Source organism: Bacillus sp. FSL H8-0545 (assembly GCF_038006105.1).
Classification (GTDB): domain Bacteria; phylum Bacillota; class Bacilli; order Bacillales; family Bacillaceae_G; genus Bacillus_A; species Bacillus_A cereus_U.
The window spans coordinates 2925328-2946847 of sequence record NZ_JBBOUO010000001.1; the positions used below are offsets into that span (position 1 = coordinate 2925328).

Below are 21520 nucleotides of genomic sequence, written 5' to 3' on the forward strand. Positions count from 1 at the left end.
CATTATTTATCCCACTAGTTACGGGCAGTAAGACTCCCACTGATTAAAGTTTCACTTTATCACCCATACAAAACCGCATGAAATACACCTAACAGTAAGTATTGATCCTCTATATAATCCTCATCATATACATTCATCTCGATGTAATACATATCTTCCTCAAGACGAATATTCCAATCTGCGATTACATAGCCCTTTCGTAATACCTTTCCAATCCCAAGTGAATTTTTGTGAACAACATATTCTTCTGTCTTATATGTAAAGGTAAATAAGAAATTTGCATCCAATAACTTTCCGTCACATACAATTATTTCATGCTCTGCACCATTATTATCGATGTACGTTACTAAAATCTTTCTTTGGCGCCGCCTACTTGCATCCTTTGCAATGATGCGAATATTGTCCTTACTATCCTTTATTTCATAATTGATATTACTACCAACTTTTGGAATGAAGTCTAGCACTTTCATCAAAGTATTTTTATAATAGCCCCGTACTACACTTACTTGTTTGCTTCCATTGTAAACCTCTATCGGCATCGTGTCTGCCTTACTATCACACAGTCGTTTGTAAGAAAGCTGCATAATCCGCTCTCCTCTTAAGTACTGATCAAACGTCACAGGATATTCTATCGCGCGCAGTTCCTTATTTAGCTCATATAAATAGCGTTGAACGCTCTCTACTAATGTTGCAGTAGATATACGCTCCTGAAGTTCAAATTCTTGCCAACCGGAAGAAACTCTCCACTGATTGTCCTCTTCATAGAAAAAACAAAGAATTAACTCATCATCTTCAATCGTTTCATAATTCATATGTATGTTCTGCCCGTGTTGAACTTGTTCCATCCACTGTCCTAAATAAATGCCCAGCTCTGCGACCTTCATGCATGACTTTTGAAAAAGTACTCTATCACCCACACAAATCGTTAAATCCCCTTCGATAAAGCCATTTGTATAAGCAACATACCGTGGCTCATCCTTCTGTGGAATAGCCTTGTCTAACTCAAATAAAAACGTTAACATCCTTCACTCACCTCTAGTTGTTACACAGCTCATACTTGACATCGCATTACTCTGAGAAACTATGTATTATATACACATATTTAACTAATACCTTATAACACGTGAATGACATTAGTATAGTAGCGCTATTTTTTCTTTGCGAATTCCCTCAAAACAACATACTCCCAATATATCGACCACAACTCAAATTATATCAGCGATTTTTTCAATATATCGATTTACCGACACCCATCGACAATAGGAAAATCTTATGAGAAGGAAACTACTTTTCCTTCTACAATTTCCATAATACGAAGCAGACTCTCCACTTCATAGGTCGGCTTAACACTTGTCTTGTTTTCTTTCAGACTCGGGTTATACCAACACGTATCAATACCGTAATCTTCTCCGCCTTTCATATCAGAAGTTAAGGAATCTCCAACCATTAGTACACTTGATTTATCAGTAATCCCAAGCTTTTCAAATGCATAATCAAAAATCTCACGTGCTGGTTTTTGATGGCCTACCTCTTCAGAAATAATGATATGATCAAAGAAGTTACATAAAGGCGAATTTCCAATTCTAGATTGTTGCACCTTAGTGTATCCATTCGTAATAATACCTAACTTACAATCTTGAAGATTCTCACATAGTTTCACTGCACCTTCTATAAGATGTACTTCTTTCCCTAAGTTTTCAAGGTATACGTCACTAAATTGCTGCGCGTCTACTTCTATATTATGAAGAGCAAATAATTGTCTAAATCGCTCTACCGCTAATTCACTTAGCGTAATCATTTTATTTTCTAAATCTCTCCATAATCCATTACTAATCTCTTTATAACTTGCAAGATAATCATTATACCCTGTAGGCATGCCAAATTGTACAAACGCGTTATGTAATGCGTTTCTTTCTGTTTCAGGGAAATCTAATAATGTATCGTCTACGTCAAATAGTATTACTTTGTATTTCATGATGCTCTCCTCAATTCCTATATTCTCATAGCTTAATTATAGCAACAATAAGAAAAGGAGGCTAATCCAAACCAGCCTCCCTTCTCATTATTTACCTTCTAGCAATAATTCTTTCATTTCCTCTAACGATTCTTTCGTAAATCCAAGAGCTTTTTCAGCGTATGCTTCAACTGATCCATACTGCTTTTTAATTTCATCAATCGCAGCTTGTAAATACTCAGCACGAGCTTCAAACATCGCACCTAATATCGCTCTACTTTCATCGTTTTGTAATTTCGCACCTAAAAATGCCATCATTTTTTCGTTTAACTTCTCACGGAAACCGTTACTTAATAAATAGTCTTGCATTACCGTTTCTTCTGATACACCTAATAGAAGTAATAATAATGCGGAACCAAATCCAGTACGGTCTTTTCCAGCTGTACAGTGGTTTACTAAAGGTAAGTTTTCCGGATTTTGCGCGAGTTTTAAGAAGCTCACGAACGCCTCGTTGCCACCTACGAAATCTTGATTCATTTTCACAAGATATTCGCCTGGTTTTCCTAACATAGAAAGGTCACCAACTTGGAAAAACTCATTTATATTTAAATCTTTCGCTAAGTCTTGCATAACTGGTAAGCATACTTGACGAGCACCTGTAATGCCTGGGTTCGGCTTATGCTTTACTTCAAAATCTGTACGGTAATCACAAATTAATTTTAAGCCTGACTTCTGTAAATACTCAATATCCCATTCTGTTAATCCTGCTAATTCTTCAGAACGATACAATTTACCCCATTTTACTTTACGGCCTTCAGTCGTTTCATATCCGCCCATATCACGGAAGTTAAACGCACCTTGTAATGGTAATCTACGCTCCGCGACTGTAACTGCTTGTCCATTACTTCCTACTAACCTAAAATAGGGACGCTCATTTTCACTCGGATTGGCAATTGTAGTAAATGACTCTCCATTTACCGTCACAAGTAATTCACCATTTTCTTCAATATGATCTGGTGAAGTACCCCAATAAATTTTAACTTCTTCTATATTATTTTCCCACTCTATATGTAACGTGTTATCTTCATTTCGTTCTACAGTTGCTTGTAACCAATTTATTTGTTGCTTCATACTTCCACCAACGCTTTCTTCGTATAGTATAATCCTTCTCTATTGTATTATAGGAAAGCTTACTTTGTCGTTTCGATTTTTCTTTTTATCTTACAAACATGCAAAAAGTTCTTTTACTCGTTCAAAATTTGTACATGGATTCCCGCTAAATGAGTTCGCGAGACTACGTCATTCATCCTTCTAAACCCTTTTCACATATCGCTCACTACAACTCAGCTGCTGACATCCATTCTTTTCAAAAACATCATTCATCCACTCATCTTGTACATTTGCCTCACCAATATAATAAGTGGCTCCTATTTCCTTCAATACAAACATCGTTTTTGTAAATAAGTCAGATTCATATCCTTTATTTCGCATACTCGGAGCGACTGCGAAATACATAAGTTTCCCTTCTTCTAACGTACCCCGTTCAATATGAGGAACTACTATTCCTATTGGCTTTTCATTCAAGATTACTGTTAAACAATGTTCTTTCCATTGCCCACCAATTTCTTGTTCCATCATATTTACAAATTGATCATACGCTATTTCTTCTTCCATCAGCTCATTCCAAAGAGAATAAAAAGCGTCTTCTCCGATCTCTTCAATAAGCTTAAAATCAATATCACTTTCTATATCTTCCACTTCATATATATCTTTAAATACTATTATATTTTCAGCAATATGTTCAAATGAATACTTTCCAAAGCATTTCTTATATACATCATAATTGGGACTTTTTGAAGAAACCTCAAATTGTAGATTTTCTAATCCACCTTTTTTCGCCTCAGTAACAAAATATTGCACCATTTCTTCAATTTGCTCTTCTGTAAAAACCTCTGCATTATTTTCTTTTATCATTATAGAAGAAGCACTTCTTCTTATTTTAAAATGTTTTTCTAATTGTTTTATAATCGTCATACTCTTCCCTCATCTATATAATACTTGAATTTAAGTTTGGTCTCCTTGCATGAGCAGGATTGTCCTTGAATATATAGAATACTAGAAAAGATCGCATCTTTAAAGTGCGGAGGAGGTTCTCCATTGGATATTACAGCGCTGCAACAACAGTTAGAGCTTATACAACAAAATGATTATTCGCACATGCAACATATAGATATAAATGAGTTAACAACGAACATGCTTCAGCACATTGGAACTACTGACAGTTACATTCGCTATCAGCTGATTTATAATTGTTTTTCTCACTTTATTCAATATGAGCTTCTACTCGATGATCAACTTAAATTACTTTTACATACTTGTTTAAGCGATGAATACTTATATTTTGATATTAATTCCCCATATACAGATGGGGTTTTCACACGCTCTTATACTGTTTCATTAATTGCTTTAATCCTCCAATTTTCCAACTCCCACTACTTTCTAACTGAGGAGGATGTTACAGAAATAAAACAAAATCTCATAACATATACAAATTTAGAGACTGATTTCCGTGGATATATTGAAGATAAAGGCTGGGCTCATTGTATTGCACACGTTTCTGATGCATTTAATGAAATTATCCAAAATTCCTATATTACCTTTGAATGCTATGAAGAAATGATACATTGTTTATTAAATAAAATCTTCACTTCGGCAGATATTTATCATAATAATGAAGATGAAAGAGTTGTCACTCCGTTAGTATCGATGGTATATCATGACTTTGCACAAGAAGATTTAATTTCAATTATTCATAAAAAAGTACAGAGACTTCCTCAAATTAGAAAACGCCTTTCTCTCAATGAATATTGCATTTTATGCGCCAACATTAAAACATTTTTACGTACATTATTCTTTAGAACAAAAAATGATCACAACTTAGCTTTTACCGCACATAAGACGGAAAAAATGTTAAAGGAACTGCCTAACTATTATTAAGTACAAGGAGAAAAAATATGGGTTATATTGAAGACATGAGACAACGAGTAGGAAATCATCCACTCATTTTAATAGGGTCACACGCCATTATATTAAATGAAAATAATGAAATATTACTGCAGCTCCGTACAGATTTTAACCGCTGGGGGATTATTGGGGGTGCATTAGAATATAACGAAACACTGGAAGACGCTGTGAAACGCGAAGTATTTGAAGAAACTGGACTTACCGTAAAAAATGTAGAACTGTTCCGTACATACTCAGGACCAGATTTCTATCAAATCTATCCAAACGGTGATCAAGTACATGGTGTACTCGTTGTTTATATTTGCCGAGAATTTCAAGGTGAACTTGTATGCGATCAAACGGAATCGAAAGAATTACGCTTCTTTCCGCTTGATGAGTTACCTAGCAATCTTCCTCCTGTTATTGAGAGGATTATTACAGATTTCCAACAAAAACAAGGGAACGCTTAACGTTCCCTCTCAAATCCAATCCGTTTTTTTATTTCCGCTAAATTCACCTTCGCAATAGCCCGCGCCCTCTCAGCACCTTTTTCTAACGCTTCATATAGTAAATGCGGCTCATTCATATACGTTGCGTATTTCTCACGAGGTCCTGCTAGCTCACGATCAACAACGCGAAATAACTCTTTTTTCACATCGCCCCATCCGATTCCGGTCTCATACTTTTCACGCATCGACTGAATTTCATCTTCTGTCGCAAATTCTTTATAGATTGTAAATAACGTTTCTAGTTCTTTCGGTTCATTTGGAAGTGAAGAATCTGTTTTTATTTTGAATATTAATTTTCGTAGTTTTTCTTGCTCTGCAAATAACGGGATGACATTCCCATAACTTTTACTCATTTTTCTTCCATCAAGACCAGGTAAAATCGCTCCTTCTTCTTGTATCACATACTCTGGAAGCGTAAATGTCATACCAAATGTATGATTAAAGTACGTCGCAATGTCACGAGCAATTTCAATATGCTGAATTTGATCTTTTCCGACAGGTACATGAGTAGCTTGAAATAATAATATATCAGCCGCCATTAAAATCGGGTACGTATATAATCCCATATTCACACCTGCATCAATTTCTAATCCCGCTTCTTTATTTTGCTCTACCTTCGCCTTATACGCATGAGCGCGGTTCATAAGTCCTTTCGGAGTTAGACAAGCTAATATCCAAGCTAATTCTAGAATCTCCGGTACTTCTGTTTGTCGATAAAAAATAACATCTTCTCCAAGTCCAAGCGATAACCAAGTAGCTGCTACCTCTTTCGTATAACTACTAAACTGATTCGGATCATGCACCGCATTTAATGCATGATAATCAGCTATAAAGTACAATGCTTTTCCTTCATTATTCTCTGACATTTGCAATGCAGGTTTAATCGCACCAATATAATTTCCTAAATGCGGATAACCTGTCGGCTTAATTCCTGTTAACATAATTTTCTCACTCACTCTAACTCCTCCTTTCTCAAAATAAAAAGAGCCCCTCATCCTTAAAAAAGGACGAGAGACTCCCGCGGTACCACCTTAATTAGCTATCATTAGCTCACTTCATACTTCGATAACGTGAAGTAACCGTCTTTACCTACTCATTTCAGTTAGAAGCTCCAGAGCCCATTCCATATTCATCCCTTACTGATTCCCACCACATATCAGCTCTCTGAAAAGTTTTGAATATGTACTCTTCTCTTTCATTGCTTTTTAGTTATTTTTTTACAGTTTATCACATTTGACCTCAATATAAACCTGAATTTTCTGATTTTATAACAAAGATTTTCATTCTTGGACCCTTTAACCATAATTAACTCCTTGTTTTTAACATTCCGTGGAGGCTTAGGAATTTTAGCAATAGTTATTACCAATTTACCCCTTATAATATATAATCAATATATAGAGAATTTCTTTACAATACAAAAACGGGGTGAAGTTATGGGTTGGTTTACTAAAAAAATTGGTAAGTTTAAGAGCAGTATTCAGACTGACGATGATACTTTAGGGGTTATTATACATTTCACACCTATCGCTATATATTTATACACCTGCGATGAGTATATAGAAACATTTGACGGTGCGCTCACTTTTGAGACTGAAAACGGAAATCAAGTAGAAATCGGGGGTACTTTCATTTCTCTTGAAGTTGATGCGAATTTTCGCATGGACGATATAATATTTGATTACAAACTAAAGGAAAGCAATCTACCTATTGTTGAATTAAAAGCCTACGTATGATGTTTATTGATGGATCAGTCATGGCACAGCTGGGTACTCCTAATATGCAAATCAATTATCAATAAAAAAGAGCTAAAACAGATAAAACTGTTTTAGCTCTTTTTTACGTATTCAACTTAACAAATCTATAACTATGCGTAACTAACACTTTTAATATCGCATATCCTGGAATTGCTAAAATAACCCCCATAATTCCAAATAAATTTCCGGCAGTTAAAATAATAAAAATGATAGTAATTGGATGAATGTCTAACTTTTTCCCCATTACTTGTGGTGAAATAAATTTCCCCTCTGCTAATTGTACAACCATCATGACAATAATTACTTTTAAAATCATTGCTGGTGAGTCAATAAAAGCAATAATTAACGCTGGCGTTATCGCAATAACAGGACCTACATATGGAACGACGTTTACAATCATCGCCAAAATAGCAAGTAATACCGCGTATTTAATGCCGATTATAAGATAACCAATGAATAGCATAATACCGATAAATAAACTAACGATAATCTGTCCTCTAATATACGAACTAATCGCATAATGCATATCATCTAGTATTCTCTTCGCAGCTGGTTGTCTTTGCTCAGATATAAACTTTAAAAAATGATTTGGTAATTGCTCACCATCTTTTAAAAGATAGAACAATATAAATGGAACCATTACAAATGTTAAAACAACTTCAGTAAGTGTACTTAAAAATCCAGTTACATTTCCTGTTACTGATGATAATGATTTTGTAAAATTCATTGTAGAATCTTTTACGATATTAGCAACATCAATATTTAAACTTTCCTGCATTCTACCAATTACATTACTTTCTCCAAATTTACGTGCTGCCCTTTCGATTTCATGCCCGAAATATGGCAAGTTGTCTATTAAAGCATTTACTTGATCTTTAATAATCGGAATAACCGTCACCGCAAGAAAAACAAATAATCCAAGAACAAGTATATATATCGAGGCAATTGACACAATTCTCGACACACCTTTTCTTTCTAAAAGAGAAACGAATGGATGCAATATATAAAATAGTACTCCCGCTAATAATACTGGGAAAAAGATTGTTTTTAAAAATACGACGAACGGTGTAAAGACGAATGATATTTTTGTAAGTAATAATATATTTACAAACAGCAACGCAAATCCAAGTAGTACAGCTAAATAATTTTGTTCTTTAAAAAACTTTTTCAACTTATCTCTTTTTCTTATATTTACTTTCTCCAATTGTACCACCTCTCTAATTAGGAAAAGCCCTAAAAAGGGCTTTATAAAATAATTAATAATAGCCTTTATTTCCTTGCAGCTTTTACTACAAATGATACAATAAGAATTAACACAATTGCCCCTAATAGTGCTGGCACGACATGAATCCCACCAAATGATGGCCCAAAAGATCCAAATAATCTACTACCTAACAAAGCTCCTAGTAAACCAGCAATTATATTTCCAAACATACCAGCCGGAAAATTTTTACCCGTTATAGAACTAGCAATTGCACCTATAATAGCACCAACTATTAATGTGATAATCCATCCCATTTTTAGTCCTCCATTTCTATTATAGAATAAATCTATTTATCAACTAACTTATTACGTAACCCTTGTAATTATTATATCCAGAAATGAAAAATCTTGTCAAACGCATGAAAATACAGAAAAAAGGAGCGTTATTATTTATGATTCAAAAATTAATAGCAAACTCTTATAATACTGCTTTGTCTATTTTAAACATTCAAATTCCTGCTTACGAAATTGAAGCAAAATACATAAATAGTACGGCCATCCCCCGTTTATACGATACTGTAACTGATATTCAAAACTGCGATGAGACATTCCATGGATATTTCCTGGAAAATTCACTCATTGGATTTATTTCTTTTAAAGTTGATGAAGATATAGTTGATATCCATCGTTTAGTAGTCTCACCCAATCATTTCCATAAAGGGATAGCAACTAAGTTACTACTTTTTATATTTGACATGTTCTCTTCTTCAAAAGCGTATATTGTACAAACAGGGAAGAACAATACGCCTGCCCTTTCTTTATATAAAAAACATGGTTTTATTGAAATTCAAGATATCGTACTTCCTGATGGAATGGTTTTGACCTCGCTAAAAAGACGGAATACACAAAATAGTTTGACTTAACTATTTATTTATGTTATTTTTTACCTTATAAAACCTTTTGCTGAATCCAAATTTTGGAGCGGGGGAACCATTTATGTAGCTTTTTGCTACTTGGGGCGAATCTTTTTTAAGTAGGGACACTCTCACTTCCCGAGTCCGACAGCTAACCTCGTAAGCGTAATGGGAGAGGAAGGTGCTTTTTTGCCTATGTTACACAGTATGCCTCCTTAGTTATAAATATGGGAACGATACCAATTAAAAACCTATATTTATAGAAAAGGAGAAATGTATAATGTTACGTTTATCAGATCACGCAATAAAAATGATGGAGCAAAGACTTCGACTAGAACAACACCGCACATATCAAGCAAATAAAGTTGTAGATAACTTACATCACAAATACTTCTTTCAGCATATTTTCCAGCCAAAAAGATAAGTACTGACCTTTAACAAAATACAGCGTACACTTTTTCGGTGTACGCTGTATTTTTCATTTTCTCGCCTTAATAATAAAAGTAGTCGGCACCATTCTAGCCTTATATAAAGAATAGTACTTCGTAGACGGCTCTGCTACTTCTCCAGCAAATACATAAGATGGTTCAGGCTCTTCTATTCTCTCAATTATAAATCCCGCCCTATTTAACTCATTTATGTATGTACTCATTTTTCTCTTATATAATGTCGCTTGTACTTCTTCTCCTTTAAATGTTTCAAATGTAATAGGATTTTCCTCATGATAAGAAGAATTTAAAACAATTTCTTCTGTACCATACTGTAAGTTTGAATATACCGGATGCTCCCAGCTAAAAATAAAGCTTCCTCCTGGTTTTACATATGAATATATAAGTTCCAATGTTTTTCTTAAATTAGAAGTCCATCCTAATGCATAGATGGAATATACAATATCAAAATGTTCTTCTGGAATATTTAGCTCCTCTTCCATCGCACCACATATTAACTTTGGATTCCAATCTTTTAGCGTTTCATTTGCTGTTTCAATTTGTGTCTCTGAAAGATCGAGCCCCCACAACTCTTTCGCACCACGCTCCGCCATATATTCCAAAGAATGTCCACTACCACATCCGATATCTAGAACCGTTTTATTCTCAATTAAATCAAACAAATGAATTTCATCTTCTGATGCCGTATACGGTCCATATTTAGGTAAACAATCTACTTGAAAAAAATGAGGTGCTACTACGTCCCAACACTTTTTATTCACTTGTAACATTTCTGTTTGTTCCATACTTTGCATTCCCCCTTCGTTCTCTTCCACCAGTACTTTTTATACGTGATGGCCTCATTTTCCTTTCAGATTGATGATATTCGCTAACAAAAAAAGAGTAGCTTCTCAGCTACTCCCTTTTCTTACGATGCATGCTCATCTTTCTTCTTCTTCATTAACGCTCTCTTCTTCATCGCCTTCGTCAAGTATCCACCTTTAAACGAACGGATTTCATAAGAAGACATAAACGCTTTCGGTGCAATTTCATTAATAATTTCTAAAAGTTCTTTTTCTCTTGAACGCTTCGCAACGATATCTAAGCGATAACGTATAGAATTTATTCCTTCACCTTCAAATACTGTAACGCCAAATCCAGAATGGCGTAATTCATTTACTAATTCATTACAACGGTCTAGTAAACTAACTTGATACGTAATATATCCAATTGCTAATTTATTCTCTATATAACCGCCTAATAATAGTCCCGCACTAAAGCCGATGACATAGGCAACAATGTTCATCCAATTTGATAAATCTTGAAATACAATACCTAAACTGACAATGTAAATTGCTCCTTCTAACAATCCTACACCTGCAGCGGATCTTGTTTGATTCTTTACAAGCAAAATCGTACGGATTGTTAAAGTTGGAACGTAAATAATTTGAAGCACAAAAATAAGTAACGCTTGTAACATTGGTATCCACCTCTTTCGCAAATTCTTTTGTCATGATAACATACATAAGCTTTAGAAATCGATGGGTTTTTTAATTTTTTTTAATTTTTTTTCATACTATTGAAATGCCTCAAAAATAAGCGTATTATATTTGGCGTAAATCCGATAAATACCAGTAAATCACTCGTATTATATCATTTATTTTTAAACGCAAAAAAGGAACCAGATTAGGTCCCTTTCCTCATAACTCTATGTTTTTCGAAGCATGTTCTCTTTGTTTCTCTTCTTCTTTTACTAGCTGCATATTTGCATAGGCTAAATTCGCAATCATTAAAAAGTGTCCACCTAATATTCCAGTACCAAATGCCCACATTTCCATTTCATGCTCAATTTCATACATAATGATAGCCCCTAATATTGCGGCTGCAAATCGGTTTAGAACTCCTAATCCAGGAGCCTTTTCTTTCATCACAATACTTCTTCCTAATTTTTCAACTCTGCGAGCTAATAACCAAAGACAGTATGCACTTACAGCTAATCCAATACCGAATCCTGTCACTTGTTTTCCAAACGGAGTAACCGCCCACATTAGTAGTAAACCACTAAAGATCGTATACAATTGTAATCGATATACACGTAAGGCTACTTGAATCAAAATATCCGCTCCTAATTTCACATTTTATTATGTGTCAGAAGAAAAGCAGCAACTTACACAGTTGCTGCTTTCTCTTGTTCTTGTTCCATTTTTTGAATTTCAACACGTTTAATTTGATAAGCATCTTTTTCTAACACTTTAAATTCATAGCCTTCTGCTTCAACGCATTGTCCTTCTTCGATTTCATGATTTTGCATCATAATCCATCCACCGATTGTATCCACATCGTCTTCTTCAATGTGTAATCCAAACAAATCTTTTACTTCTGTGATAAGCACTTTTCCATCAACAATTTTATGATACTCGTTCACATGTTGAATTGGTGGTGCTTCATCTTCATCATATTCATCACGAATTTCGCCGACGATTTCCTCCAATATATCTTCAAGCGTTACAATTCCAGCTGTTCCTCCGTACTCATCATATAAAACAGCCATTGGAATTCGCTTCTTCTGCATTTGCAGTAATAAATCATGAATTGGAGTCGTTTCCATAACTTCAATAATCGGACGCATATACGTGCGAATCGATGATAAATCTTCTTGATCGTTGTTCATATATCGAATAAAGAAATCTTTTACATTGACCATACCGATAATATCATCTTTATCTTCTCCAAAAATCGGATAACGTGTGTATCGTTCATTTTGGATTACTTTCATGTGTTCTTCTACTGAATCTTCAAGATAGAAACCAACGATTTCTGTACGCGGTACCATGATTTCTTTCGCAATGCGATTATCAAATTCAAAGATATTATTTACATACTTGTATTCAGCTTGATTAATTTCTCCACTTTCGTAGCTCTCTGAAAGAATAAGACGTAACTCTTCTTCTGTATGAGCTACTTCATGTTCAGAAGCTGGCTTCAAACCGAATAAACCAGTTACAACACGAGCAGAACCATTCAATACCCAAATAAATGGATACATAACTTTATAGAATATCATTAACGGACCTGCTAATAACAATGTCACTTTTTCAGCTTTTTGAATTGCCATCGTTTTCGGAGCTAATTCCCCGACTACAACGTGCAAGTACGTCATCGTCATAAATGCAAGACCAAATGTTACTACTGATGAGATAGAAGGATTTAAGTTCCATTTCTCAAATAACGGGTGTAATAATTTTTCTATCGTCGGTTCACCTAACCAACCAAGTCCCATCGCTGTAACTGTAATACCTAATTGACAAGCAGATAAATATTCATCTAAATTTGTTGTTACCTTTTTCGCTGCTAACGCACCGCGTTTCCCTTCCGCAACAAGCTGATCAATGCGACTTGAACGTATCTTAACAATCGCAAACTCTGCTGCTACGAAAAATCCAGTAAATGCGATTAAAATCGCAACCATGACTAAATTAAATATTTCCAATGAATCCCCTTAGTTAAAAAACTAAGGTGTCCACCTCCTGTATACTATAATGTTTTCTTATTTGTTCGTTAGAAAACATAGCCCGATACAAAAATTAAAGAGGTCGGATTTCACTTATTCTATAATAATAGAATAAGTGTCTGTATTAAAGCTGTCGTTTGACCTGATAAAGATTTCGATATTTTTTCACGTTGTGAATCAGTCAATTCATCTAAAAGAGGCTTTAACTCCGTTAGCTCTGCTTCTAATCTATGAATATGGTCTGTCACTTCATTCACTTGTTTCGAAACGTGTTCATTGATACCGAGCAGCTTTTTCTTCTCCTCGATTCTCTCTTTAATCTCACAAAGCGGCATATGCATTTCTTTGCACTTCTCAATAAATTGTAATGTCTCAAATGCTGTTTCGTCGTAATAGCGATAATTAGATTGAGATCGCTCCGCTTTTAAGATTCCTAGATTCGTATAATAATCAATCGTTCGTTTCGACACGTGAGCCATGAGAGCCAACTGTCCGATTCGATACACCTTCCCAACGATCTTCCCCCCTTGTTTATATTACTATTATCATACAATACATAAACTGTACAGTCAAACGTGACGGTTTGTTATTCACATTGTATACACAATTCCATAACGCTCTACAATAATCAGAAAATTAAGTTATAATATCATTATAAAAGAAGAAGGGAGGCTACGCTCATGTACTACAACACTTCATTCGAAAACGATCAACCTGTAGGCCGTCTATAATCTAAGACGGGCATTCATATAACAAGTGCGCTATGCCTCGTCTTAGGGAATAAATCATAACCCTAAAAATAGACGGAGGTCATTCAAATGAAACAAACAATTTTAGGAGCTATATGTTTATCACTAGCAGCAAGTATTTGGGGTGGTATGTACGTCGTTAGTAAATACGTACTCGACTTTATCCCGCCACTTACACTCGTTTGGCTACGCTTTATTATCGCTTTTGTTGTTTTATATGTGATTTTGAAAACAACTGAAAAAAAGCAAAAGAAAAAAGTAACCATACACAAAAAAGATTGGCTATTATTCGCTTGGATTGGCTTCATCGGATACTTCATTTCGATTACATGTCAATTCATCGGGACAAAATTATCCGACGCTCATACAGGCTCTTTAGTAACATCAGCTACACCTGCATTTATGGTTATATTTGCAGCGCTTATTTTAAAAGAAAAACTAACCACTCGTAGACTTTTATCTACTATCATAGCGACAATCGGTGTCATTATCGTTATCGGATGGGATATTGAAATCGGCTCCTATTTTATCGGTACAATCATTTTAGTTGGAGCCGCTATTACTTGGGCTTTACTATCCATTTATGTAAAAATCGCTTCAACTCGATTTTCATCTTTAATTATTACAACGTACGCAATATTCTTTTCACTCTTTTTCATTACACCTTTTATGGTGTGGGAATTCCAATCAACTCCTATTGAACATATGAACATGTACGTATTATTAGGCGTACTCTATTTAGGAATCGTCTCAACCGCAGGTGCATTTTTCCTTTGGAATAAAGGATTAGAATTAATGGATGCTAGCATCGGTTCATTATTTTTCTTCTTCCAACCTATCGTTGGTTCACTACTGGGCTGGCTTTTATTAAATGAAACATTAAGCAGTAACTTTTTCATTGGTGGTATCCTTATTATATGCAGTGTTCTAATTACTACTTTTGAAAAGTAAAAATAGTATAAAAAAAACAGGAAGAGACTTAGTCTCTTCCTGTTCGCATAATTGGGTCTTGATCATGGAATCCTATACAAATTGGTATACTACTTTGTACTCCACTACATGCACTTATAAAACTACACACTGTTCTCGCAATTAAATATAAAGTAATACCTACAGCCCTTTTATCTGAATCAAAGCCATTTTCACCATAAATATCAGCTAACTCTCCTAAAGACGGTCCTTCTATTTCATCCGTCCAATCACTGGCCCAATTCTCATCATCTTCTTCAAGAAACATGTAATCGTCACAAATATAAAACTGACTATCCCACTCATTATCAAGATCATACTCAAAATAAATCGCCTTTTCTTCTTCACCTTCAGCAATTTCTAACGCTTCTTTCAAACCTATTCTCATACTTTCCTTGTATAAGTCTAATGGAATCAATTTAATGCGCTCCGCATCCTCACTTGACGCTAGTGTGCGACAAATATCATAATACTTCGATTCTATTTGAGATACTGATAACGAAAATATATCTTCCTGCATTTCCTCTAAATACTGAAAAATATCCAAACTATTTCACTCCATACTCTTTACGCAGACCAATGCGCTGGTCGAGACAACACTTTCGGTAATTTCGTATGTTTGTCCCCTTTCGCCGCATTAATTTGGACTTGCGTAAGAAAAATACTATTGGTAAAATCTGCTCCTCTAATATCTGCATCTCGCAAATCTGCTCCGATGAGATCCGCTCCCCTTAAATTTGCATCTCGTAAATTAGCCGCAATAAGATAAGCTCCTCTTAAATTTGCTCCTTGTAAATCCCTCTTTTTAAGGTTAGCTCCCATAAGATCTGCTCCGCGGTGACTGATTCGTTTTTTACGTGCAGCATTCATTTCCTTCCATACTAATTCACTCGTCTCTAGAAGGAGAATGTTCACTTCTGCACGGTGTAATGGCACATTTACTTCCATTAACTCATCTGGACTTAAATTAGAAAGACGCTCAGTCTCTTCAATTGCTTCCTTCAGCTCTTTATGAATTGTCTGCGTCGCCTTTAATAGAATAGCCTCATTCAAATACCACAGCATTTCATGAAGCTGATGCATAACCGGAAAAGCATCATACATTTCTCTCGCATGCTCGGCATCTTTCCGCCAATCAATTCCTTTAAACGTAACTTGAGAAATCTTTTGTCCAGCACCGAAACATTCAAATACTGTACAACCTTTATACCCTTTTCCTCTAAGATCTCTATGTATACTACATTTATAATCTGATTGTAAATTTGTACAAGGTTTACCAACATCTTTATTCACCGCAAAATCTACTGATGCTGCAAACGGTAATGCCACACAACATAATCCAAAACATTTTTCACAATCTGCTTTTAAACTATTGTGATTTACATCCTCTTCTACATGAAAATAATCGTTATTATTAGTCAAAATATATACCCCCTGTTGTCTTTTGACTATTTCATAATATTCCAACTGCACTAAATAATCAATTTAAAAACAAATGGACCTATTTCATTTCAAACAACAACATAATCCTTTTATTTCTTTTCATTTAAAAAGGACATCCACTACAATATTAATTATAATTAAATTACGAACTTTCAAATAATAAGGAGCGATACTATGGCATTAGAAATGAAAACAAACTGTCAAATTTGCGACCATTCCCTTCAGCCCGATTCTGAAGCATACATTTGCGTGTATGAATGTACATTTTGTGCACCATGTACAGAGGAAAGACAAAACGTTTGCCCAAATTGCGGCGGCGAGTTAGTACGTAGACCGAAAAAGAAATAATAAAAAGGCAAAAACGAACAGGAATATGTTCATTTTTGCCTTTTTATTTAACCTTTAAAATTACTTCTATTATTGATTTAAATGATTTTTAACTGCTCTTATAACCAATTCATGATCTACTTCTGGTGGTAATCCTGAGACTGTTATCATTCCAATAACCCCTACATTTTTTATTTGGATAGGAAAGGATCCACCAAACGCAGCATATTCCGAGCCATCTAAACGGTATTTTTCATGATATGGAATTCCGCTTATTTCACTTTCTATCTGCATATAATACGAGCTATGATTATGCAGAGAAACGACCCGTTTTTTACGCTCAATCCATTTCGTATTTTCCTCAGTTGTCCCTGTCATCTTGAAATGAAATAATTGCACACCATTTTTGGTTATATCAACAGCAATCAACTTTCCCTCTCGCTTTGCTGTTTCAACGATAAATAAACCTAATTGCAAGGCATCTTCATTTGTAAAAGAGGAAAATTGAAGTGTTTCCTCCTCTATTAATATTTGTTTACTTATTTCACTCAAATTTGAAGTGCTCATATCTTTAACCTCCCTAATTGTTTTATACCAATTTACATTTTTCGGAATCACCAGACTCTATAGTACCGTAAAGCTTGTTTTCTTCTTACTGGTGCTATTATGAATTATATTTAACTCATTAAAAATGTATGTACTTTAAAGTGCTATAGGTACTAAACATTTAGTACAGGAATCGTCTACTTCTGTGATTCAGCTAATTCATTATAAGAAGTACAAAAAAAGCAAAGCGCCCACGCTTTGCTTCTTACAGAATTCCTTTTAACTTTTCACAAATTAACTTCGCTAAATACTCATAACCTTGTGGTCCAAAGTGTAAACCGTCTTTTTCATCATCTTTTACGAATATTTTATAATTTTCTTCTTGAATCATCTCAGCATATAAATTGAGAAAATGGCTCCCTGTTTTTCTTGCTACTTCCTCTACCACCGCTGCATACTGACCGAGTATTTCATTTGTTCTATTACGTTGTCTTTCTTCATCAACTGGTGCAGGACTAATAAGTAATACTTTTTCTGGTGAGATCGCACTTACAATTTTCTCTAAATTTTCTTTATATGCTTGTAATGGAACTTGAGCAAAAGAAACTGCATCATTCGTACCAAGAAAAACTGTTATAAAGTCTGGTTTATATGATAATACATCATCTTCAATCCTATTTAACGCATCGAACGTATTATCACCCGGAACACCTGCATTAACCACTTTCCAATTTGGAAACATCTCTTGCAAACGTGGTGTTAACCTCGGCGTTCCATCAAAAAATGTTTCGTCAGCTGTAATACTATCCCCAAAGCATACTAACGTTTTCATAAAGCTAACTCTCCTTTTACGTATGAAACAGCTTTCCTTCTATCGCTTTCATATATCTTTCAGCAGAACGTTCCACTGCCTCATTTGCATTTTCTTTTACTACTCGGTGAAAAGCATTATATAAACGATCAAATTGTAACGGTTTCACTCGATTCGCCATTTCCTCAACTTTTCTCGCCGGTAATGGAATTAAATTTGGATAGCTGTACATGAAGCTCACCCACTGTTGATCCGCTACAACTTGTATGATATCACCTGTTAATAAAATACCTTTCCCATCATTTCCTTCTTCCCAGTGTAATACAGAACCGCCACTAAAATGTCCTCCGAGACGATGAACAGTAATTCCATCCGCTAATCGTAAAGACTCGCCAGCCCAATAAATGATACGACTACTCGGGCGCATTACCCACTCTTTGTCGTCTTCGTGTATATAAATTGGTACATCAAATGTTTCTGCCCATTCTACTTGTGTTGAATAATAATGCGGATGAGATAGTGCAATCGCATCTAATCCGCCACACTCTTTTATCTTCTCAATTGTCGTTTCATCTAAATAAGTAATACAATCCCATAGTAAACGATATGACTCTGTTTTTACTACAAATGCCGTTTGACCGATCGCAAATTCTGGTTTTGTCGTAATACTATAAAGCCCATTTTCTTCTTCTATAATTTCATTTTTATATGTATCACTCGTTTGCAAGTTTTCTAAAGTCGTCCAAGACTGCCCTTTCGGATTAATATATTGTCTCTCCTCATCACAAATAAGACAACTTACCGGTTCTTCTACACTCGCTGCATACTGAACGCCACACGTTGTACAAACGAAATTGTTCATAGTCATTCTCCTATCCCTTTAATTTTTTATTAAGCTGATATTTGTTGATAGTTTTCTGCTTTTTTATTTTCAATTGATAAGCTGAATTTCCATCACTCCAAATGCTCTTCATTTAATCTAGTAATTTCTATTGCAGGATCTCTTTCTTTCAATTTTAGAGCTAAACTTTCCACACCAAATACTTCTGTAAATGTGTGACTACCTACAATTAAGTTAATGTCTTTAAATTTCGCATGTTGTACTGTATATAATGTTTTTTCTCCTGTTATGTACGTATCACAACCTTTTTCTAGTGCACGCTCAATAAGGTTTGTATTATTTCCTGCACCTGTTAAAATCGCAATCCGTTTTACTGGCTTATCATGGTTTTTCCAACTCTTCACTTTCTCTTCCATTCTCTCTTCAAGTTTTCCAACTAAGTTTGAAAAGGGAATCGCTTCTTTATATTCTCCTATTCCTGGTAGCGCTTCTTCCTCATACGTGGAATATTCCAGTATTGTATCTATCCCAATTTCATTAAATAACGACGTACACGTGCCAAACTTTACAAAATCTAACGGCAAATGAATCCAAAAATGATTCATTTCATATTCTTTTAATTTTTTAATACAAGCCTCTTCCATACCGAATAAAAAACTCCACGGCGCATGATGTGTAAGTATCATATCAACCCCATTTTGATATGCTTCTTCAATCGTCTCTAGCGTCAAATTTGTCGTGTAACCTATTTTGTGAAATTCCTCTTTACTAATGTGAGTGAAGTCATACTCGTCATCACCGTATTTATTAAGATGCTCTTCAAAAAGTGATGCAATATGTTCTTTAAACTGCGTTATATGCATTTTCATTTCTCCTTTCTTCTACTTTTATATTTCAAAAATAAGGAAATACTATGTAACGACGTTACATACATATAGGAGGACAATATGAAACCTGAATTTTTAAAAGCTATACATGAAGCGATTGGAAATGTTGAACATATTCATATAGAAGAAAGTGGTGCAGATAGTTTACTCATTCATCACGATGATGCACAGCAATTAAAACAAGTTGCTGAAACTTTAGAACATAATAATTTCCGCTCTACTATTAGAACAGCTGGGGATGCTTCTTATATTGAAGTGTTGAACAGGTAATGAAAGACCGGATATATTCCGGTCTTTCTTCTATATCTTCAATTATTACTGCATTTGATAATCTATTTAACATTTTTTGAAAGACCTAAATGCATTTTGAATAATTGAAAGATCGTACATTACCATTTCAATTCACCTACACCCGGCTCAATAAACTTCCCTGACACATCCTCATTTGATTCTATTACCCAATCATATATATTTTGTGCTCCTTCAGCAGGAGTCATATTCGCATCAGAAGCACCAATGTCCGTCTTTAATTTCCCTGGATGAATGGCGGTTACACGAATTCCTTTATCCGCAAACTCTTGCTGTAAACAGAGTGTTAACATATTTTGTGCTGCTTTCGCAATTCGATATGAATACGAAAACTCTCCTTGAGGAAACTCTTTGGCCGCCATTTTATGTAATGACCCTAACCGAGAGGATATATTAATAATTCTCGGATGGTTCGACTTAGTTAAAGCCGGATATGTACCTTTTATAGCTCGAATAACACCTAAACAATGAACGTTAAATAGGTCCGTTAACTCTTCTGAATTGGTACGTAAAACCTCAGTTTCCTTTCCAGTAATTCCGGCGTTATTTATAACTAAATCAATATACTCTGTATACTCCTCAACTTGCTTCTTAATACACTCAGTACTCTCATCATCTGACAAGTCTGCTAATATAGGAAAACATCTAGAAGAAAACATCTGTTTTAACTGTTCTATCGCTTCCACACTTCTAACTAGCGGATAAACGATATGCCCATTCTCATGAAATACTTTTACTAACTGTAACCCTAATCCTCGATTTCCACCTGTAATAAGTACCCTCATATATCCGTCTCCTTATTTTTATAATAAATAAGAAAATCTGCCCACTTACCATTCCCCATAGAAAACGCCTCTCTCATACATTCAAATGAAAAACCAGCTCTTTCTGCCAAACGAACGGATGGCTCATTATCAACATGTATATGTAATTCGATTCTATGAAAATGAAGGCCATTAAAAAATAACGGCAGCGCAGCTATTACACTTTCTACTCCGTATCCATTTTTCCAATATTGATTATGAATAGAGTAGCCCATCATTGCCCATTGATAGTCCATACGTAAAATTTTTATAAGCTCTAGCTTTCCAATATTGGCGCCATCTTCTTTCTGAAAAATACCTAGAACGTACATTTCATCCCGTCGTGCCGCCTCATCAAATCCTCTTATCCATTCCGTGAACCATTCCTTTGTTGAAGACGACATGTCATGATAGCCATCATCGTATTTATATTGAGATGGTAACCTCTTATTGAATCCATCTAACCAACTTTCATAATCCTCTTTTTGAAATGGACGGATAATCAGTCTCTCTGTCTCTACTTGTAATAGTGGCAGCTTCATTTATATCTCTTCCTTTA

At 34.9% G+C, this 21520-nt stretch carries 28 protein-coding genes, 1 riboswitch and 1 other annotated feature; of the genes, 8 read left to right on the top strand and 20 right to left on the bottom strand.

Annotated elements, in window-relative coordinates; genetic code table 11:
* Window positions 1-59: 59 nt before the first annotated feature.
* From MHI07_RS15300 to MHI07_RS15315, 4 genes are all read right to left on the bottom strand, one after another.
* Complete coding sequence (locus tag MHI07_RS15300; protein WP_002161084.1) at window positions 60-1022, bottom strand: tubby C-terminal domain-like protein; 963 nt, start codon at window positions 1020-1022, stop codon at window positions 60-62.
* A gap of 248 nt (window positions 1023-1270) precedes the next feature.
* On the bottom strand, window positions 1271-1975 hold the full coding sequence (locus tag MHI07_RS15305) for a YjjG family noncanonical pyrimidine nucleotidase (protein ID WP_340824864.1): 705 nt from the start codon (window positions 1973-1975) through the stop codon (window positions 1271-1273).
* 87 nt (window positions 1976-2062) lie between these two features.
* Window positions 2063-3085: a tyrosine-protein phosphatase gene (locus tag MHI07_RS15310; RefSeq protein WP_340824866.1), complete on the bottom strand. Its 1023-nt coding sequence runs from the start codon at window positions 3083-3085 to the stop codon at window positions 2063-2065.
* Between the two features lie 180 nt (window positions 3086-3265).
* A complete protein-coding gene (locus MHI07_RS15315; protein WP_002199842.1) occupies window positions 3266-3988 on the bottom strand; it encodes a GNAT family N-acetyltransferase in 723 nt (240 codons plus the stop codon).
* A 123-nt stretch (window positions 3989-4111) separates the two neighbouring features.
* On the opposite strand from MHI07_RS15315, the gene MHI07_RS15320 reads away from it, so the two are divergent.
* Both MHI07_RS15320 and MHI07_RS15325 read left to right on the top strand, forming a co-directional pair.
* A complete protein-coding gene (locus MHI07_RS15320; RefSeq protein WP_002110905.1) occupies window positions 4112-4951 on the top strand; it encodes a DUF2785 domain-containing protein in 840 nt (279 codons plus the stop codon).
* Window positions 4952-4968: 17 nt separating this feature from the next.
* Complete coding sequence (locus MHI07_RS15325; protein ID WP_002161079.1) at window positions 4969-5427, top strand: NUDIX hydrolase; 459 nt, start codon at window positions 4969-4971, stop codon at window positions 5425-5427.
* Here MHI07_RS15325 and MHI07_RS15330 read toward each other — a convergent pair.
* Window positions 5424-6461: a tryptophan--tRNA ligase gene (locus tag MHI07_RS15330; protein WP_340824870.1), complete on the bottom strand. Its 1038-nt coding sequence runs from the start codon at window positions 6459-6461 to the stop codon at window positions 5424-5426. The genes MHI07_RS15325 and MHI07_RS15330 overlap by 4 nt on opposite strands.
* Window positions 6462-6466: 5 nt before the next feature.
* Window positions 6467-6674, bottom strand: a binding site (T-box leader).
* A 225-nt stretch (window positions 6675-6899) separates the two neighbouring features.
* Here MHI07_RS15330 and MHI07_RS15335 point away from each other — a divergent pair.
* Window positions 6900-7199 (top strand): hypothetical protein, encoded by a 300-nt coding sequence (locus MHI07_RS15335; RefSeq protein WP_033714105.1) that lies wholly within the window; start codon window positions 6900-6902, stop codon window positions 7197-7199.
* Window positions 7200-7302: 103 nt separating this feature from the next.
* Here the strand turns inward: MHI07_RS15335 and MHI07_RS15340 are convergent, their stop codons facing one another.
* The gene (locus MHI07_RS15340; RefSeq protein ID WP_002110910.1) at window positions 7303-8424 is read right to left on the bottom strand and encodes an AI-2E family transporter; all 1122 of its coding nucleotides are present in this window, start codon (window positions 8422-8424) and stop codon (window positions 7303-7305) included.
* A 65-nt stretch (window positions 8425-8489) separates the two neighbouring features.
* The gene (locus MHI07_RS15345) at window positions 8490-8738 is read right to left on the bottom strand and encodes a GlsB/YeaQ/YmgE family stress response membrane protein (protein WP_002110912.1); all 249 of its coding nucleotides are present in this window, start codon (window positions 8736-8738) and stop codon (window positions 8490-8492) included.
* Window positions 8739-8875: 137 nt separating this feature from the next.
* Here MHI07_RS15345 and MHI07_RS15350 point away from each other — a divergent pair, with 137 nt between their 5' ends.
* Window positions 8876-9346, top strand: a complete 471-nt coding sequence (locus MHI07_RS15350; protein ID WP_078181135.1) for a GNAT family N-acetyltransferase — start codon at window positions 8876-8878, stop codon at window positions 9344-9346.
* 28 nt (window positions 9347-9374) lie between these two features.
* A riboswitch (cyclic di-AMP (ydaO/yuaA leader) is annotated at window positions 9375-9519 on the top strand.
* Window positions 9520-9617: 98 nt separating this feature from the next.
* Entirely contained in the window at window positions 9618-9761 is a 144-nt protein-coding gene (locus tag MHI07_RS15355; protein ID WP_000945246.1) for a hypothetical protein, read from the top strand.
* A gap of 54 nt (window positions 9762-9815) precedes the next feature.
* Here the strand turns inward: MHI07_RS15355 and MHI07_RS15360 are convergent, their stop codons facing one another.
* From MHI07_RS15360 to MHI07_RS15380, 5 genes are all read right to left on the bottom strand, one after another.
* Window positions 9816-10571 carry a class I SAM-dependent methyltransferase gene (locus tag MHI07_RS15360; RefSeq protein WP_340824877.1) on the bottom strand — a complete coding sequence of 252 codons (756 nt, stop codon included), beginning with the start codon at window positions 10569-10571 and terminating at the stop codon, window positions 9816-9818.
* 122 nt (window positions 10572-10693) lie between these two features.
* A complete protein-coding gene (locus MHI07_RS15365) occupies window positions 10694-11245 on the bottom strand; it encodes a DUF2179 domain-containing protein (protein ID WP_002110919.1) in 552 nt (183 codons plus the stop codon).
* 220 nt (window positions 11246-11465) lie between these two features.
* A complete protein-coding gene (locus MHI07_RS15370; RefSeq protein ID WP_002110920.1) occupies window positions 11466-11879 on the bottom strand; it encodes an ATP synthase subunit I in 414 nt (137 codons plus the stop codon).
* 53 nt (window positions 11880-11932) lie between these two features.
* Window positions 11933-13255 (bottom strand): hemolysin family protein, encoded by a 1323-nt coding sequence (locus MHI07_RS15375; protein WP_131231073.1) that lies wholly within the window; start codon window positions 13253-13255, stop codon window positions 11933-11935.
* Between the two features lie 119 nt (window positions 13256-13374).
* Window positions 13375-13782, bottom strand: a complete 408-nt coding sequence (locus MHI07_RS15380; RefSeq protein WP_033710905.1) for a MerR family transcriptional regulator — start codon at window positions 13780-13782, stop codon at window positions 13375-13377.
* 312 nt (window positions 13783-14094) lie between these two features.
* On the opposite strand from MHI07_RS15380, the gene MHI07_RS15385 reads away from it, so the two are divergent.
* On the top strand, window positions 14095-14976 hold the full coding sequence (locus tag MHI07_RS15385) for a DMT family transporter (protein WP_002161071.1): 882 nt from the start codon (window positions 14095-14097) through the stop codon (window positions 14974-14976).
* Window positions 14977-15004: 28 nt separating this feature from the next.
* Here the strand turns inward: MHI07_RS15385 and MHI07_RS15390 are convergent, their stop codons facing one another.
* Window positions 15005-15541, bottom strand: a complete 537-nt coding sequence (locus MHI07_RS15390; protein ID WP_340824884.1) for a hypothetical protein — start codon at window positions 15539-15541, stop codon at window positions 15005-15007.
* A 20-nt stretch (window positions 15542-15561) separates the two neighbouring features.
* Window positions 15562-16416 (bottom strand): pentapeptide repeat-containing protein, encoded by an 855-nt coding sequence (locus MHI07_RS15395; RefSeq protein WP_340824886.1) that lies wholly within the window; start codon window positions 16414-16416, stop codon window positions 15562-15564.
* 195 nt (window positions 16417-16611) lie between these two features.
* Here MHI07_RS15395 and MHI07_RS15400 point away from each other — a divergent pair, with 195 nt between their 5' ends.
* Window positions 16612-16785 carry a DUF1272 domain-containing protein gene (locus MHI07_RS15400; RefSeq protein WP_001162783.1) on the top strand — a complete coding sequence of 58 codons (174 nt, stop codon included), beginning with the start codon at window positions 16612-16614 and terminating at the stop codon, window positions 16783-16785.
* 69 nt (window positions 16786-16854) lie between these two features.
* On the opposite strand, the gene MHI07_RS15405 is transcribed toward MHI07_RS15400, so the two are convergent.
* From MHI07_RS15405 to MHI07_RS15420, 4 genes are all read right to left on the bottom strand, one after another.
* Window positions 16855-17331: a heme-degrading domain-containing protein gene (locus tag MHI07_RS15405; protein ID WP_078181132.1), complete on the bottom strand. Its 477-nt coding sequence runs from the start codon at window positions 17329-17331 to the stop codon at window positions 16855-16857.
* A gap of 244 nt (window positions 17332-17575) precedes the next feature.
* A complete protein-coding gene (locus tag MHI07_RS15410; RefSeq protein ID WP_078181131.1) occupies window positions 17576-18142 on the bottom strand; it encodes an SGNH/GDSL hydrolase family protein in 567 nt (188 codons plus the stop codon).
* A 16-nt stretch (window positions 18143-18158) separates the two neighbouring features.
* Window positions 18159-18983 carry a hypothetical protein gene (locus MHI07_RS15415; RefSeq protein ID WP_340824892.1) on the bottom strand — a complete coding sequence of 275 codons (825 nt, stop codon included), beginning with the start codon at window positions 18981-18983 and terminating at the stop codon, window positions 18159-18161.
* A 92-nt stretch (window positions 18984-19075) separates the two neighbouring features.
* Window positions 19076-19825 (bottom strand): Nif3-like dinuclear metal center hexameric protein, encoded by a 750-nt coding sequence (locus MHI07_RS15420; protein WP_340824894.1) that lies wholly within the window; start codon window positions 19823-19825, stop codon window positions 19076-19078.
* 84 nt (window positions 19826-19909) lie between these two features.
* Between MHI07_RS15420 and MHI07_RS15425 the strand changes: the two genes are divergently transcribed.
* On the top strand, window positions 19910-20119 hold the full coding sequence (locus tag MHI07_RS15425; RefSeq protein WP_002066340.1) for a hypothetical protein: 210 nt from the start codon (window positions 19910-19912) through the stop codon (window positions 20117-20119).
* A gap of 119 nt (window positions 20120-20238) precedes the next feature.
* On the opposite strand, the gene MHI07_RS15430 is transcribed toward MHI07_RS15425, so the two are convergent.
* Together MHI07_RS15430 and MHI07_RS15435 are read right to left on the bottom strand one after the other, a co-directional pair.
* Window positions 20239-20943 (bottom strand): SDR family NAD(P)-dependent oxidoreductase, encoded by a 705-nt coding sequence (locus tag MHI07_RS15430; RefSeq protein WP_078181127.1) that lies wholly within the window; start codon window positions 20941-20943, stop codon window positions 20239-20241.
* Window positions 20940-21503, bottom strand: coding sequence for a GNAT family N-acetyltransferase (locus MHI07_RS15435; protein ID WP_002199821.1), 564 nt, complete (start codon window positions 21501-21503; stop codon window positions 20940-20942). Before MHI07_RS15435 ends, MHI07_RS15430 begins: the two co-directional genes overlap by 4 nt.
* Window positions 21504-21520: the final 17 nt, after the last annotated feature.